Origin of the sequence: Bradyrhizobium sp. AUGA SZCCT0182 (assembly GCF_018130185.1) — a bacterium.
GTDB lineage: Bacteria > Pseudomonadota > Alphaproteobacteria > Rhizobiales > Xanthobacteraceae > Bradyrhizobium.
Window position 1 is genome coordinate 18,398 of record NZ_JAFCLY010000010.1, and the last position, 15,079, is coordinate 33,476.

General features: G+C 63.2%; 14 protein-coding genes. 8 read left to right on the plus strand and 6 right to left on the minus strand.

All coding sequences use genetic code 11. From position 1 onward, the window contains the following. Window positions 1–77 precede the first annotated feature (77 nt). Together JQ611_RS13265 and JQ611_RS13270 are read right to left on the minus strand one after the other, a co-directional pair. A complete protein-coding gene (locus tag JQ611_RS13265; protein ID WP_212465681.1) occupies window positions 78–920 on the minus strand; it encodes an alpha/beta fold hydrolase in 843 nt (280 codons plus the stop codon). A gap of 13 nt (window positions 921–933) precedes the next feature. Further along, window positions 934–1,977, minus strand: a complete 1,044-nt coding sequence (locus JQ611_RS13270; RefSeq protein WP_212465682.1) for a tripartite tricarboxylate transporter substrate binding protein — start codon at window positions 1,975–1,977, stop codon at window positions 934–936. A 117-nt stretch (window positions 1,978–2,094) separates the two neighbouring features. Between JQ611_RS13270 and JQ611_RS13275 the strand changes: the two genes are divergently transcribed. Then, window positions 2,095–3,093 carry a LysR family transcriptional regulator gene (locus JQ611_RS13275; protein WP_212391375.1) on the plus strand — a complete coding sequence of 333 codons (999 nt, stop codon included), beginning with the start codon at window positions 2,095–2,097 and terminating at the stop codon, window positions 3,091–3,093. 21 nt (window positions 3,094–3,114) lie between these two features. Here the strand turns inward: JQ611_RS13275 and JQ611_RS13280 are convergent, their stop codons facing one another. The 3 genes from JQ611_RS13280 to JQ611_RS13290 form a co-directional block, all read right to left on the minus strand. Next, window positions 3,115–4,239, minus strand: a complete 1,125-nt coding sequence (locus tag JQ611_RS13280) for a M48 family metallopeptidase (RefSeq protein ID WP_212465683.1) — start codon at window positions 4,237–4,239, stop codon at window positions 3,115–3,117. 3 nt (window positions 4,240–4,242) lie between these two features. Next, entirely contained in the window at window positions 4,243–5,403 is a 1,161-nt protein-coding gene (locus JQ611_RS13285) for a DUF898 family protein (protein ID WP_312011947.1), read from the minus strand. Between the two features lie 73 nt (window positions 5,404–5,476). Then, window positions 5,477–6,649, minus strand: coding sequence for an isovaleryl-CoA dehydrogenase (locus tag JQ611_RS13290; protein WP_212465684.1), 1,173 nt, complete (start codon window positions 6,647–6,649; stop codon window positions 5,477–5,479). 232 nt (window positions 6,650–6,881) lie between these two features. Between JQ611_RS13290 and JQ611_RS13295 the strand changes: the two genes are divergently transcribed. From JQ611_RS13295 to JQ611_RS13310, 4 genes are all read left to right on the plus strand, one after another. Further along, entirely contained in the window at window positions 6,882–8,168 is a 1,287-nt protein-coding gene (locus tag JQ611_RS13295) for a cytochrome P450 (RefSeq protein WP_212465685.1), read from the plus strand. A gap of 107 nt (window positions 8,169–8,275) precedes the next feature. Then, window positions 8,276–9,547 carry a cytochrome P450 gene (locus JQ611_RS13300; protein ID WP_212465686.1) on the plus strand — a complete coding sequence of 424 codons (1,272 nt, stop codon included), beginning with the start codon at window positions 8,276–8,278 and terminating at the stop codon, window positions 9,545–9,547. Window positions 9,548–9,711: 164 nt separating this feature from the next. Then, window positions 9,712–10,278 carry a thiamine pyrophosphate-binding protein gene (locus tag JQ611_RS13305; protein WP_212263471.1) on the plus strand — a complete coding sequence of 189 codons (567 nt, stop codon included), beginning with the start codon at window positions 9,712–9,714 and terminating at the stop codon, window positions 10,276–10,278. Next, the gene (locus tag JQ611_RS13310; protein ID WP_212263470.1) at window positions 10,278–10,868 is read left to right on the plus strand and encodes a thiamine pyrophosphate-dependent enzyme; all 591 of its coding nucleotides are present in this window, start codon (window positions 10,278–10,280) and stop codon (window positions 10,866–10,868) included. Before JQ611_RS13305 ends, JQ611_RS13310 begins: the two co-directional genes overlap by 1 nt. 5 nt (window positions 10,869–10,873) lie before the next feature. Here the strand turns inward: JQ611_RS13310 and JQ611_RS13315 are convergent, their stop codons facing one another. After that, entirely contained in the window at window positions 10,874–11,797 is a 924-nt protein-coding gene (locus JQ611_RS13315) for a LysR substrate-binding domain-containing protein (RefSeq protein WP_212465687.1), read from the minus strand. Between the two features lie 110 nt (window positions 11,798–11,907). Between JQ611_RS13315 and JQ611_RS13320 the strand changes: the two genes are divergently transcribed. Genes JQ611_RS13320 through JQ611_RS13330 form a run of 3 tightly spaced genes read left to right on the plus strand, consistent with a single transcriptional unit; the run spans window position 11,908 to window position 15,064 of the window. Next, on the plus strand, window positions 11,908–13,077 hold the full coding sequence (locus JQ611_RS13320) for an acyl-CoA dehydrogenase family protein (protein WP_212465688.1): 1,170 nt from the start codon (window positions 11,908–11,910) through the stop codon (window positions 13,075–13,077). Window positions 13,078–13,085: 8 nt separating this feature from the next. After that, on the plus strand, window positions 13,086–14,213 hold the full coding sequence (locus JQ611_RS13325; RefSeq protein ID WP_212465689.1) for a CaiB/BaiF CoA-transferase family protein: 1,128 nt from the start codon (window positions 13,086–13,088) through the stop codon (window positions 14,211–14,213). Beyond that, the gene (locus JQ611_RS13330; RefSeq protein ID WP_212465690.1) at window positions 14,210–15,064 is read left to right on the plus strand and encodes a MaoC family dehydratase N-terminal domain-containing protein; all 855 of its coding nucleotides are present in this window, start codon (window positions 14,210–14,212) and stop codon (window positions 15,062–15,064) included. The genes JQ611_RS13325 and JQ611_RS13330 overlap by 4 nt, the downstream gene beginning before the upstream one ends. The last annotated feature ends 15 nt before the right edge of the window (window positions 15,065–15,079 follow it).

A 15,079-nucleotide genomic window follows, 5' to 3' on the forward strand; every position in this document is an offset into this window, starting at 1 on the left:
CGGTGTCCGAATTGGGTCAGGAATAGGCACCCAGGCGGACAGCAGCCGACCGCTCGGATTCATGATTGGCGAAACGGCTATTCGCGGCAAACGAGCCCGTCATGGGCGCCTACGAAATTCAGGATCTGTTCGGCGCAGGCCCGCGGCTGCAGCATTCCCAGCATCGCGTAAGGCGTATCGAGATGCGTCACGCGGACGGAGGCGATGTTGTCGCGCAGCGCGGCTTCCTGATCGGCGGACGAGATGTTGCTGCCGGTCGGATAGAGTGCGAGCGTCGGAGCCTCGACCTTTTGCAGGTAAGGCCTGGCGTCGACGGAGCCGGCGAACTCGACCATCGCAGCGACGACATCGATGTCGGCCTTCCCTACTTCCCTGGCGTACCAATCCATGAAGGCCGGATCGAAACCGGCGGGAAACCGCGCCAGCGTGTTCGACTTGCGCACCCAGCCCTCGACGCCGAGCGCCCTGATGGCCTCGACCCAACTCGGAAAGCCGACCGCATAGGCGTTGCGGATCCAGTCATTGGCCCACACCGCCGGCGCCAGCACCGACAGCGTACGCAGGCGCTGCGGCCGCTCGGCGGCGAAAATCAGCGTGATCGCGCCGCCGATCGCCTCCCCGACCAGATGAAAATTCGGTGCGCCCGCGTGATCGGCCACCGCCTCGATGTCCCCGATGTAGGCGGCAAGCGAGAGCGCGTGCGCCGGATCTTTCAGCGGCGACGATTGTCCGAGCCCGCGCAAGTCCGGACAGATCACCCGGTAGAACCGCGCCAGATACGGCACCATGTTGAACCAGAACTCGCCCGAGCGGGCGAAGCCGTGGATCAGGATGATGGTCTCGGCCTTGCGCCAGCGGTCGGTGTAGTCGTGAACCGCGTAGTGCAACGGTGTCCCGTCACCGGCTTCGACGGTCGGCATCGCGGCGCTCCCGTCAGTTCGGTTTCAGACGGAGTTCTCTGGCGAGCTGCTCCATCTGGACGAATTCGCTTTGCGCGTATTTGGCGGCGTCTTCGGCGCTGATCACCCAGACCTCCTCGCCGCGTTTGGCCGCCATCGCCTTGAATTCGGGGCTTTGCGCCGCCCGGGTCAGAACGTCGCGCAGTTTTTCAAAGCGATCCTGAGGGATGTCGCGTGGCGCGATGACCGCGCGCCACAGCAATGTCTGGGATGGCGCCATCTTGACGTCATCAAGGCTTTCGACGTCGGGCAGCGTCGGAAAGCGCCGCGCCGTGGTCAGCAGCAGGCACTTTGCTTTTCCTTCGGCGACAAATTGCGCGATCGAGGCGATGGCGCCGCCATAAATGTCGATGGTGCGCGCAAGGAAGGCCGTTACCGTCTGGTCGGCGCCGGTAAAGGGGATGATCCGCTGGCGGATGCCCTCGGGTTGAAAAATCCGTGCGGTCGAAAACTGCACGAAGGCGCCGACGCCGTCCGAACCATAGGTGTATTTGTCGGGGTTGTTCTTTAGCTCGGCGAGGAACTCGCCTGCGTTCTTCGCCGGAAAATCCGGGTGGACGCAGAGCACGCCGGCGGCCTGCGTGATCATCGCGACAATGCGGTAGTCGGCCTGCTGGAAGCTTTGCGCCGCAACATGCGGGGCCATGGTGATGGCGCCGCTCGGCACCCCGCCGATGGTGTAGCCGTCCGGCTCGGACTTCGTCACAAAGCCGACGCCGATGGTGCCGCTGGCGCCGGGCTTGTTCAGGATCACGATCGGCTGGCCGAGCATCGGCGCTGCGACCTGGGCCAGCGACCGCATGATGGTGTCGGTGCTGCTTCCGGGCCCGGCGGGCACCACCAGCTGAACCGGCCGCTCGGGATAGTTGTCGGCCGACGCCGGCGAAACTACGCCGGCCATGAGGGCAGCTATTACGGCTACCGCGCCGATTCGGGCCAGCCCGGCAAAACGGCGCGACCAGGGCCACCACATCATGTCAGCGAATTTCTCCGTCGCGTCCTCCCCAATTGCCGGCAAGCGCCGTGATCCGAGTTCCGGCCAGCGACAACGCTGGGTTTTGCCTACGAAAACTTGTGACTTGCGGGAGCAAATCTTGTCTAATGAGTTAAAGGAAATCGTGTATAAGCTTTTCAAATGAATGACCTCCCCCGTACCCAGGCCCTGCGCTGCTTCATTACCGTGGCGCGCGAGGGCGTTGTGTCGCGCGCGGCCAGTTTGCTGAACCTGACCCAGCCGGCCGTCAGTTTGCAGCTAAAAGGGCTGGAGGAAAGTACCGGCCTGTTGCTTTTCAACCGAACACCGGGCGGCTTTACCCTGACCGAAGCCGGCGCCGCCCTGCTGCCGCTGGCGCACAAGGCGATATCGGCCTCGTCGGATTTCAAGACGATGGCGGATTCCCTGCGCGAGTCGGTACGGGGATCGCTTCGGGTCGGCACGATCCTGGATCCCGAGTTCATCCGGCTTGGACCTTTCGTGCGGAGCCTCGCCACTTCCTTGAAACAGACCGAAGTCTTCCTGCGCTACGGCATGAGCGACGACGTGCTGGCGCAGATCGGCAGGGGCGACCTCGACGTCGGATATTATGTCGACGCCACGCCTCCGGAGTCCCTGTCGTTCCCGAGCTTCTCCGAGCGCCACATCGACGACGGAAAGTACCAGCTCGCGCCGCTGATGAGCTACCCGTACCGGGTGATTGCCCCAGCGGAATGGAGCGACCGGGTGATCGGCAAGGACTGGCCCGACCTGATCGGCCTGCCGTGGCTCGCGACGCCGCCGCACTCGGCGCATCGGCGCCTGCTCGACAATATCTTCCGCCCCATGGGCTCGCTGCCGAAGCGGGTGGCCTATGCCGACCAGGAAGAGGCCATGATCGACTTCGTCGAATCCGGCATCTGCCTCAGCCTCGCGCGCGACTGCACCCTCGATCGCATCACCCGCAAACGGAACTTCGTGATCGCCGACAAGGTGACGGTGACCTGCGACCTGAGCTTTGCCTGCCTGACATCGCGGCGGCACGAACCGGTGATTTCGCACGCCTTCTCGGCCATGCAGGCGGTGTGGGATTTGAAGCCGACCAATGCCCTGCCCGCGCCGGTGGCCGCGCCAAGGTCGCGGAAAAGCGCACGAAGATAACCAGCCCCGCCGAATTAGCCGTCAGATCTTGCCATCGGAATCGCAGATCGATTTCAGTGCTCGCCATTCCTCCGGCGTCAGCAGCGGCGGCTTGCTGGCCGGCCGGTCTTCCCGGGTCATCCGCGCCAGCCGATCCTCGCTCATCGGATGGCTGGAGATGATGGAGAGGCCCTTGCCTCCCTTGCCGGTGACGCGGACGAGCAACTCGCCCATCGGCTTGGTCGGCCGGCCCAGCCCGTGCATGACGTCGATCGAGAAGCCGTCGGCATCCTGCTCGGCCTCGCGCGAATGCGACGAGGTGACCAGCGTCTTTGATGCAAAGATCAGGGCGCTGGAGCCCGTGATGTCGCCGAACAGCAACCCGACCAGAAACGCCGTGCCGCCGTCGCGGATCAATCCCCGCATGTTGTCGCGATGCTTGTGGTGGCCGAGTTCGTGCGCCAGCACGCCTGCGATCTCGTCGGCGTTCTCGGCCTTCGCGAGCAATCCGTTGAACATGTAAACCCTGCCGCCCGGTAGCGCGAAGGCATTGGGCACCGACGACGACAGCACGCTGGACTGTACCGAAGTATCCATCCCGGCCGATTCACGTATCGCGGTCATCAGCTTGACGAAGGCTTTTTGCCCGGCCGCATTGTCGCAGACCTTGGCGTCGAAGATCGTCTTGACCTGACTTTCGGCCGCTTCGCCGAGCCGCCGTTCAAAGGCCTCCGGCACCAGCGGCGCCAAACGATCGGCGGCGAGCGGGACACCGAACAATACCACCGCGATGATCGAAACCGTGGCGGCGAGCGACCAGCCGACGATCGCGGCGACGCCGCGGCGGCCCGGCGTGTTCTCATCCAGAGTTGCACAACGCGAGACTAGGTCGGCCGCGACCGCGGCATCGCGAATCTCCAGGCGCGCCAGCGCCGGTGCCGTCAGAGCACTGAGGCGCAGCATGCCGGAGGGACCGTCGGCGCGGCGGATATCGGCATAGGCCCATGCCGCAAGGCTCGTTTCACCGTCGCGGATTTCCAGCCGGTCGGCAAAATGCAGCGTGACCGCGCGCCGCTGGTTCGACTTGCCGTCGAAATAGATCGCCGAACCGCCCGATGGCGATTTCGGGGTACCGGGAGCGTCGCTATCCGTGATGGTACCGGTCATCAGCTAGAAGCCCGCGACATCAAGGCCATCAGCAAAACCTTCACCAAGCGCATTGGCCAGTTCACCCCTTGCCGAAACATTGGCAGCCGCTTCGATGCCGTGGATGTTGATCGATTCCAACACCCGCACCCAGAGATCGCGCATCAGATAGACGCGGATCACGACGTTGAGCGCCAGTGCGAACACCAGGTAGCCGATGCCAGCGAGCACCAGCAACAGGATGCTCTGAGAAGATTCCTGCGACTTGAAGAACTCGCCGAATCCCTCGCCGTTCATGCTGGCGACCAGCGCCGCGGCAGCTGCGAGGTAGACCGTGAAAACGAACCCGAGCAGGATGATCCAGCCGACCACCTTCCAGTACAGGCCGATCAGCCGGCTGCGCGGCAATTCCGATTCTAGCCGCACGCCGCCGATCCGGATGCCGGACAGCCACCAGCGCCATTCGACCGCCTTGAACGCGCCGTAGATGAAGGGTGCGAACAGCGGCATCAGGAACGCCATTGGTGCGAGCAACCACAGCCACCAGCCGCGCTTGAAGAATTCCCAGCCGCTTCCCTCGAACTTCCCCTGCAGATCGCCATAGTATGAATGGCGCATCTTGTAGCGCTCGAGCGCCGCCGTGCGCCATGGCAGCGCCAAGCCGAAGGTCACCATCGACAGCAGGCCCCACAGCGACGCCTGCAAGGCATAAATCCAGCCCGAGCCACTCATCCAGAATCGCACGCCGCGCCACACCGTGCGCGTCAGGCGATAGCGGCGGGCGCGAAAGATCGCAAACTGCCCGAACAGATAGAAGAAAGCGACCAGGGGAATGCTGGCGAACGCCTTGTAATGCTCGGCTTCGAGGCCGGCGAGAAAGTAGGCCAGATAGATCGGCACCAGGATCGCGAGTGCAACCAGGAACCCGATCAACAATTCCCGGCCCCGGCCGGTATATTCGGCGCCATCGCCGTCGATCTGGGTATTGCTCCAGAGATGGCGTCGGATGTCGGTGGTGAGCCAGAAGCGGTAGAAGCCCAGCGTCACCAATTCCAGCCCGGCGCCGCGCTTCACCAGGTGAAAGAATTCATCACGCTTGCCGGAAAACCCCACTGGCATCGGCGGCGGTTTCGGCAGCGGCGGTAGCGATGGCGGCCCGAGCGGGGTCCAACTCATCTGGTTCACGGGTCAACTCCAAGGCAGCGGGCAACAAGTCGGGTTTACACCAATTTGTCGGCTGGAGTGTGATCCGGTTCACTTACGCTGACTTGTCGAACAGCTCCCGCCCGATCAGCATGCGCCGGATTTCGCTGGTTCCGGCGCCGATTTCGTAGAGCTTGGCGTCGCGCAACAGCCTGCCGGTCGGATAGTCGTTGATGTAGCCATTGCCGCCGAGCAGCTGGATGGCGTCGAGCGCGCATTGCGTCGCCTTCTCGGCGGCATAGAGGATGGCGCCGGCCGCGTCCTCGCGCGTGGTCTCGCCGCGGTCGCAGGCTTTCGCCACCGCATACACATAAGCGCGCGAGGCGTTCATCGTGGTGTACATGTCGGCGATCTTGCCCTGCACCAGCTGGAAGGTGCCGATCGGCTGGCCGAACTGCTTGCGCTCATGCACGTAAGGCAGCACCACGTCCATGCAGGCCTGCATGATGCCGATGGGACCCGCGGCCAGCACCGCGCGTTCATAATCGAGGCCGGACATCAGGACGTTGACGCCGCGGCCGACTTCGCTGAGCACGTTCTCTTCCGGGACTTCGCAATTGTCGAACACCAGTTCGCAGGTATCGGAGCCGCGCATGCCGAGCTTGTCGAGCTTTTGCGCGGTGGAAAATCCCTTCATGCCCTTTTCGATGATGAACGCCGTGATGCCGCGCGGGCCGGCATTGGCGTCGGTTCGTGCATAGACCACCAGCGTGTCGGCGACCGGGCCGTTGGTGATCCACATCTTGCTGCCGGTCAGGACGAAGCGGTCGCCCTTCTTGTCCGCCCGCGTCTTCATCGACACCACGTCGGAGCCGGAATCCGGCTCCGACATCGCCAATGATCCGACATGTTCGCCCGAGATCAGTTTCGGCAGATATTTGCGCTTCTGCGCGTCGTTGCCGTTGCGGCGGATCTGGTTGACGCAGAGGTTGGAATGCGCGCCGTACGAAAGACCGACCGCCGCTGATGCCCGCGACATTTCCTCGACCGCGATGCAGTGCTCGAGATAGCCGAGCCCGGTGCCGCCATATTCCTCCTCGACGGTAATGCCGTGCAGGCCGAGCGCGCCGATCTTGGGCCAGAGATCCCTTGGAAACTGATTGCTCTTGTCGATTTCGGCCGCGCGCGGCGCGATCTCCTTGCTCGAAAAGGCAAACACGGTCTCGCGAATGGCATCCGCGGTTTCACCGAGGTCGAAATTGAGCATCCGGTACGCATTGGGAATCATGGTCGGCGACCTCCGGCGAAATATCGTTATTGGGATAAGCCTTAACCCCTGCAGGCGCGCTTGTCACGGGGAATGATACGGCTCCGTATCGGCCCCGACCGGGTGTAAAGTTCAATGCGGCCGAAGCATCAAAACTGTCCCTTGCTCCGGCACGTACGAACGGCTGTAATCGGCCCAAAATACCGCCACCGGGCGAATCCCGGCGCGCGGAGAACAATCAGGGAGCCGCTCCATGCAGGGAACCATCGAACTCACCCAGGATTCCATTGAACTGGACTCCCGGCAAAAGGCCGCACGCGAGCGCGCTTATTCGCTGCCGCTGGCCGAGTTCGACCCCGGCGATCCCGAACTGTTCAAGACCGATACGTTCTGGCCGTATTTCGACCGGCTGCGCCGCGAAGCGCCGGTGCATTACTGCAAGGACAGCATGTTCGGGCCGTATTGGTCGATCACCAAATACAATGACATCATGGACATCGAGACCAACCACGCGGTGTTCTCGTCGGCGGCCTATCTCGGCGGCATCACCATCCGCGACGTCGCAACCGATCTGCGCCGCGAAAGCTTCATCGCCATGGACCAGCCGCGCCACTCGGCGCAGCGCAAGACCGTGGCACCGATGTTCACGCCAACCCATCTCGACCAGCTTGCGATCAACATCCGCAAGCGGTCGGCCGAATGCCTCGACAATCTGCCGCGAGGCGAAGTGTTCGACTGGGTCGACCGGGTCTCGATCGAGCTCACCACGCAGATGCTCGCGGTGCTGTTCGACTTCCCCTGGGAGGACCGCCGCAAGCTGACGCGCTGGTCTGACATTGCGACGACGATACCCGGGCCCGGCGGCCTCGTCGCCACCGAAGAGGCGCGGCAGGCCGAACTTCTGGAATGCGCGACCTACTTCGCCACGCTCTGGAAGGACCGGATCAACCAGCCGCCGAAGAGCGATCTGCTTTCGATGATGGCGCACAGCGAAGCCACGCGCGACATGGACCCGAAGAATTTCCTCGGCAATCTGATCCTCTTGATCGTCGGCGGTAATGACACCACCCGCAACACGCTGTCGGGCAGCATCTATGCGCTGAGCAAGAACCCCGACCAGTACAGGAAGCTGCGCGACAATCCCGCGCTGATCGACAGCTTCGTTCCCGAGGTGATCCGCTGGCAGACGCCGCTGGCGCACATGCGGCGCACCGCGCTCGAGGATATCGAGTTCCGCGGCAAGCAAATCAAGGAGGGCGACAAGGTCGTGATGTGGTACGTCTCGGGCAACCGCGACGAAGAGGTGATCGATCGCCCCTACGAGTTCATCATCGACCGCGCCCGGCCCCGTACCCACATCTCCTTCGGCTTCGGTATCCACCGCTGCGTAGGCCTGCGGCTGGCGGAACTGCAATTGAAGATTATCTGGGAAGAGATTCTCAAGCGCTTCGACAAGATCGAGGTGATGGATGAGCCGAAGCGGGTTTATTCAAGCTTTGTCAAGGGTTACGAGACCCTGCCCGCCCGTATCGTCGGCTAGGCCAGCAGTTCCGCCCAAATCGGCACGGGCTTTGCGCATCGAGCGTCTGCAAGTTATAGTCTAATACATTTCCTATTGCGTTTCCTTGCACCCAGGGATGACTGACGATGAACGTCCTGACCGCGATCCGAGGCGACAGACAAGAGCTCCTGCGCGCCGCGCGCGAGGAGGCCTATTCGACGCCGCTCAGCGAATTTCACCCGGGTGCGCCAAAGCTGTTCCAGAACGATACGTTGTGGCCGTGGTTCGAGCGGCTGCGCAAGGAAGAGCCGGTGCATTACTGCACTAACGCGCCGATCGAGCCGTACTGGTCGGTGACCAAATACAACGACATCATGCATGTCGACACCAACCACGGCATCTTCTCCTCCGACTCGACGCTCGGCGGTATCTCGATCCGCGACGTGCCGCCCGGCTACGACTATCCGAGTTTTATTGCGATGGACCAGCCGCGGCATTCGTCGCAGCGCAAGACCGTATCGCCGATGTTTACGCCGACGCATCTCGATGAGCTGGCAAAGCTGATCCGCGAGCGCGCCTGCAAGGTGCTTGATGGCCTGCCGCGCAACGAGACCTTCAACTTCGTCGACCGCGTCTCGATCGAACTGACCACGCAGATGCTGGCGACGCTGTTCGACTTCCCCTGGGAAGAACGCCGCAAGCTGACGCGCTGGTCCGACGTCTCGACCGCGCTGCCCAAGAGCGGCGTTGTGGAATCGCCGGAACAGCGACGGCAGGAAATGGACGAATGCTACGCCTATTTCTCAAAGCTCTGGAATGAGCGCGTCAACAGCGAGCCGCGCAACGATCTGCTGTCCATGATGGCCCATAGCGAGGCGACGCGCCACATGGACCCCGATAATCTGATGGGCAACATCATCCTCTTGATCGTCGGCGGCAACGACACCACCCGCAACACCATGAGCGGCTCGGTGCTGGCGCTGAACGAGCATCCCGAGCAGTACCAGAAGCTGCGCGACAATCCGGCATTGATCGACAGCATGGTGCCGGAAGTAATCCGCTGGCAGACGCCGCTGGCGCATATGCGGCGCACCGCGCTGGTCGACACCGAAATCGGCGGCAAGAAGATCGCAAAGGGTGACCGCGTCGTGATGTGGTACGTCTCCGGCAACCGCGACGAAGAGGGTATCGAGAAGCCCGACGAATTCATCATCGACCGCGCCCGGCCGCGTACCCACCTGTCATTCGGCTTCGGCATCCACCGCTGCGTCGGCATGCGGCTGGCCGAGCTGCAGCTGAAAATCGTGTGGCAGGAAATGCTGAAGCGTTTTGACCGTATCGAGGTGGTCGGCGAGCCGAAGCGGGTCTATTCCAGTTTTGTGCGCGGCATCGAATCGCTGCCGGTCAGAATTTCTTGAGCGAGCTCAATTCGCCTGAGGCTATCAACGCCAAAGGCTTTACTGGCGCCCCTATAACATCGCGGCATGGCAGCTTGAACCAGATGAGAAGGCCGCGCTGCGGTATTTTCGGCTAGACCTTGGGCGTGGTCACGCAGGAGACGTGACCCGGAACCGAGGCTGCCATGAACGATGCTGCTGTCAGGGATGACGCCAAAGACGATACCCAGGCCGGCCAAAGCTGGCCGCTCCAGATCTACAAGACGCTGAAAGCGCATGGCGTCTCGCAAATCTCCTATGTTCCCGATGCCGGCCACTCCCGGCTGATCGAGCTGTCGCACGCCGATCCCGCGATCCAGACCACCGTCTTGACCACCGAAGAGGAAGGCGTCGCGCTATCCGCCGGCGCCTGGCTCGGCGGTGACCGCTCGGTGCTGTTGATGCAGTCGAGCGGCGTCGGCAATTGCGTCAACATGTTCTCGCTCGCCGCAAGCTGCCGCCTGCCGTTCCTGACGCTGGTGACGATGCGCGGCGAATGGGCGGAGTTCAATCCGTGGCAAATCCCGATGGGCAAAGCGACGCAGCAGGCGTTTGAGATCATGGGCGTCACCGTGTTCCGGCTCGATCGTCCCGAGGACGCGGAAGAGATGATTTCGGCGGCCTGTTCGCTGGCGTTCGAGGGCGACCAGCAGATCGCGGTGCTGATCTCGCAGCGCATGCTCGGCCGCAAAAAGTGGACGGAGACGAAGTGATGGTCCAGAATTTCACGCTTGGTCGCCGCGAGGCCGTCAAGGCGCTGCTCGCCGACCGTAAGGATCTGCTTGTGGTGACCGGGCTCGGCTCGGCCTCCTATGACGTGTTCGATGCCGGCGAGCATCCCGGTAATTTCTATCTGTGGGGCGCGATGGGCGGCGCCGGCATGGTCGGCCTCGGACTCGCGCTGGCGCAGCCGAAGCGGCCGGTCGCCGTGATCACCGGCGACGGCGAGCAGCTGATGGGCATCGGCAGCCTGCTGACGATCGCGACCAAGATTCCGGGCAATCTGACCATCGTCATTCTCGACAACGGCCATTTCGGCGAGACCGGCATGCAGGTCAGCCATTCCGGGCTCGGCGCCCAGCTCGACGTGATCGCGACCGGCGCAGGCTTTCGCTCGGTCACCGAGATCACGGATATCAAGGGCATCAATGATTATCGGCCCACGCTGCAGCGCATCGATCAAGGGCCGCGGCTGGCGCGCATTCGTATCGCCACCGGCCATGTCGATCGCGCGCTGCCGCCGCGCGACGGCGTGTTCCTGAAGAACCGGTTCCGGGAAAACCTTGGGTTTGCGGTCACGTAATCGCCTCAGCCGACCTGGATATCCCAGAGGCCTTCCTTGCGGCAGGCCTCGACCTCCTTGCGGAGCAGATCAGTGACGAGCGTGATGGCGGTCGAACCGGGATGCTCGATAGGGGAGGCGATGGTGAGTTCGCGCATCGGCGCCGGTTTTGCAATCGTGGCGACTTCCAGCCGGCCGTCGGCGACTTCCGCGCGCAGCGAGGACGGCGGCAGCAACGCATATCCAAGCCCCTCCTCGACCAGGCTGGTCAGGACACGAAACGAGTCCGCCTCGACCTGGACATCGAGCTTCAGCTTCTTCTTTGCCGCCGCATGCTCGATCAGCGTCCGGAGCCCGTGCGAATGACTGGGCAACACCAGCCGCTGCCGCAGCAGCCAATCGATATCGACCTGCTTCTTCTTCGTCAGCCCGCAACCGCGCGGGCCGACGGCGACGATCTTGTCGCGGCCGAGGTGTTGCACGGTGAGGTGCAGATCGGCCGACGGCCCGTAGATCACGGCCAAGTCCATCTGGCCGCGGTGCAACCACTCGATCAGATGTCCGCTGTAGCTCTCGACGATGCAGAGCGAGATGCCCGGATAGCTTTCGACGGTGCGCCGCGCCAGCCGCGCCGAGATCACGCAACTCACCGTTGGAACCAGACCCAGCACCACCCGTCCCGACGGTGGTCCGCCGGAGGACTGGATATCGTCGCGAATTTGATCGATTTGCCGAACGATGCCGGCCGTCCGCGCCAGCAGCAGACGGCCGGCCTCGGTCAGCACCATGCCGCGGCCGTTCCGGGTAAACAGCTCGGCGCGCAGCTCGTGTTCGAGCAGCTTGATCTGGCGGCTGAGCGCCGGCTGCGCGACCCGCAACGTGTCGGAGGCCTTGCTGAGGCTTCCGAGTTCAGCCACGCAACTGAACGTCCTCAGCTGTCGGAAATCCATGCTTGCCAATCTTGGAATGCAAGTTAATACGCTATAACAGTTGAGCATAGGGACTTCACGGTGGTTTCACAACTGCAAGCCCATCCCCAATCACAACGACGGCACTTCAAATGACCGCACACGAACAACCCGACGAGTACGCCGATATCCGCAACGCGGTCGCGAAACTCTGCGCCCAGTTCCCCGGCGAATACTGGCGCAAGCTCGACCGCGAAATGAAATATCCGAGCGAGTTCGTCGATGCGCTGACGCAGGCGGGTTATCTCTCGGTGCTGATCCCCGAGGAATATAACGGCGCCGGGCTGAAACTGTCCGCGGCGGCCGCGATCCTCGAAGAGATCCAGCGCGCCGGCTGCAATGGCGGCGGCTGCCACGCCCAGATGTACACGATGGGCACGCTGCTGCGGCACGGCAGCGACGAGCAGAAGGCAAAATGGCTGCCCAAGATCGCCAGCGGCGAATTGCGGCTGCAGGCGTTCGGTGTCACCGAGCCGACCAGTGGCACCGATACATCCTCGCTGAAGACCTTTGCCAAACGTGACGGCAACAAGGGCTACATCGTCAATGGCCAGAAGATCTGGACCAGCCGCGCCGAATATTCCGACCTGATGATCCTGCTCGCGCGCACCACGCCGAAGGAAGACGCCAAGAAGCGCACCGATGGCTTGTCGGTGTTCATCGTCGACATGCGCGAAGCCAAGGGCAACGGCCTCGAGATCCGCCCGATCCGCACCATGATGAACCACGCCACCACGGAAGTGTTCTTTACGGACATGCGGGTGCCGGCCGAAAACCTGATCGGCGAGGAAGGCAAGGGTTTCCGCTACATCCTGTCCGGCATGAATGCCGAACGCATCCTGATCGCCGCCGAGTGCATCGGCGACGCCAAATGGTTCATCAAGAAGGCGACGGATTACGCCAAGGAGCGCGTGGTGTTCGGCCGTCCGATCGGCCAGAACCAGGGCGTCCAGTTCCCGATCGCCAAGGCTTACGCGCAGATGCGCGCGGCCGAACTGATGGTGAAGGAAGCCACCCGCAAATATGAAGCCGGGCTCGATTGCGGTGCCGAGGCCAACATGGCCAAGATGCTGGCGGCCGACGCTTCCTGGGAAGCCGCCAATGCCTGCGTGCAGACCCATGGCGGTTTTGCGTTCGCCGAGGAATACGACGTCGAGCGCAAGTTCCGCGAGACGCGGCTTTATCAGGTCGCGCCGATCTCGACCAATCTCATCCTGTCCTTCGTGTCCGAGCATGTGCTCGGCATGCCCCGCTCCTACTGAGAACCATCATGCTGCCGTTAGAGGGATTGATCGTCGTCGCCGTCGAACAGGCGGTCGCCGCACCATTTTGCAGCTCGCGGCTGGCGGATGCCGGCGCCCATGTCATCAAGGTGGAGCGCCCCGAGGGCGACTTTGCCCGCGGCTATGACGCCGCGGCAAAGGGACAGAGCAGCTATTTCGTCTGGCTCAACCGCGGCAAGAACTCCGTGGTCGTCGATCTCGCCACCAAAGAGGGGCGCGCATCGATGGAAGAGCTGATCGCGAGCGCCGACGTGCTGCTGCAAAACCTCAAACCTGGCTCGATGGACAAGCTCGGCTTCTCGCTGGAGCGCCTGCGAAAAGATTATCCGGCGCTGATCTGCTGCACCATATCAGGCTATGGCGATGACGGCCCCTATGCCGACCGCAAGGCCTATGACCTTCTGATCCAGGCCGAGAGCGGCCTCGCCTCGATCACCGGCGGACCGGAAGGCCCGTCCCGCGTCGGCATTTCTGTCGTCGATATCGCGACCGGCGCCACCGCGCATGCCTCGATCCTTGAAGCGCTGATCGCACGCGGGCGCACCGGCAAGGGCGCCGATATCCGGATTTCGATGTTCGACGTGATGGCCGACTGGATGGCGGTGCCGCTGATCAATTCGGAAGCCGGCAATCCGCCGAAGCGGATGGCGCTGGCGCATCCGTCCATTGCGCCCTACGGCGTGTTCCAGTCGAAGGACGGCAAGGGCATCCTGATCTCGATCCAGAGCGAGCGCGAGTGGAAGAAGCTCTGCGCCGAGGTGCTGGACCAACCCGACCTGCCCAACGATCCCCGCCTGGCCAACATGGTCGAACGCGTCAGGAATCGCGCCGTCACTGACCAGATCGTGGCCGACAGCTTTGCCACGATGGATCGCATCGATCTGCTGAAGCGGCTGGCGGACGCCGACATCGCCTTTGCCGAGGTCAACACCATGGCCGACCTTGCCGTACATCCCCATCTGCGCCGCATCGAGGTCGATACGCCGAAGGGCAAGGTGAGCTACGCCGCGCCGGCTGCGATCTTCGTCGGCGAGAACAGGCGTTACGGCGCGGTGCCCGCGATCGGCGAGCACGTCGAACTCCCCAAAGCTGCTGCACGGGCCAAGTCGCCATGACGGAAAAACTCGACCTCGATCATTTGCGCGGCTGGATCGGAAAAACCACCGAAGCCTCCGACATCGTCACCGGGCAACTCGTCAAGGGTTTGCGCGCGACGCTGTTTCAGGAGATCGGTGAGCCCAGGACCGGCGACGCCGCGCCCTGGACCACGCATTGGTGCCTGGCGCAGCCGGTGTTTCCGATGTCGCAGCTGGGCCCGGACGGCCATCCGACCCGCGGCGGCTTCCTGCCGCCGGTGCCGCTGCCGCGCCGGATGTGGGCCGGCGGCGAGCTCGAATTTCTCGATGCGTTGCGCGTGGGCGATGAAGCCAACCGTACCTCGCGCATCGCTGACGTGACGATGAAGACCGGCAGCACCGGCGCGTTATGTTTTGTCTCTGTCGAGCACACGATCACGACCCCGCGCGGGGTCGCGATCCGCGAGCGCCAGGACATCGTCTATCGCGACATGTCGAGCACGCCGCCGGCGGCTTCCGGCAAGCCGGCCCCGCCGCCACCCGTTGCAAAGCACCGCGAAAGCCACATGGCCGACCCCGTGCTGCTGTTCCGCTATTCGGCGCTGACCTTCAACGGCCACCGCATCCATTACGACCGCGACTACGTCACCAAGGTCGAGGGCTATCCGGGGCTGGTGTTCCACGGTCCGCTGCAGGCGGCCCTGATCGTGGAGTTCGCCGCCAAACTGCACGGCGGCGCGGCGCCGAAGAAATTTGGCTATCGCGGCGTGCAGCCGCTGTTCGAAGGCAGCGAGTTCTCGGTCAATGCCAACGACACCGGCGCCGGCCTGGAACTGTGGACCGCCAATTCGGACGGCCAGCCGACCATGAAGGGTACGGCGACGTGGTGAAGGGTTGACGTCATT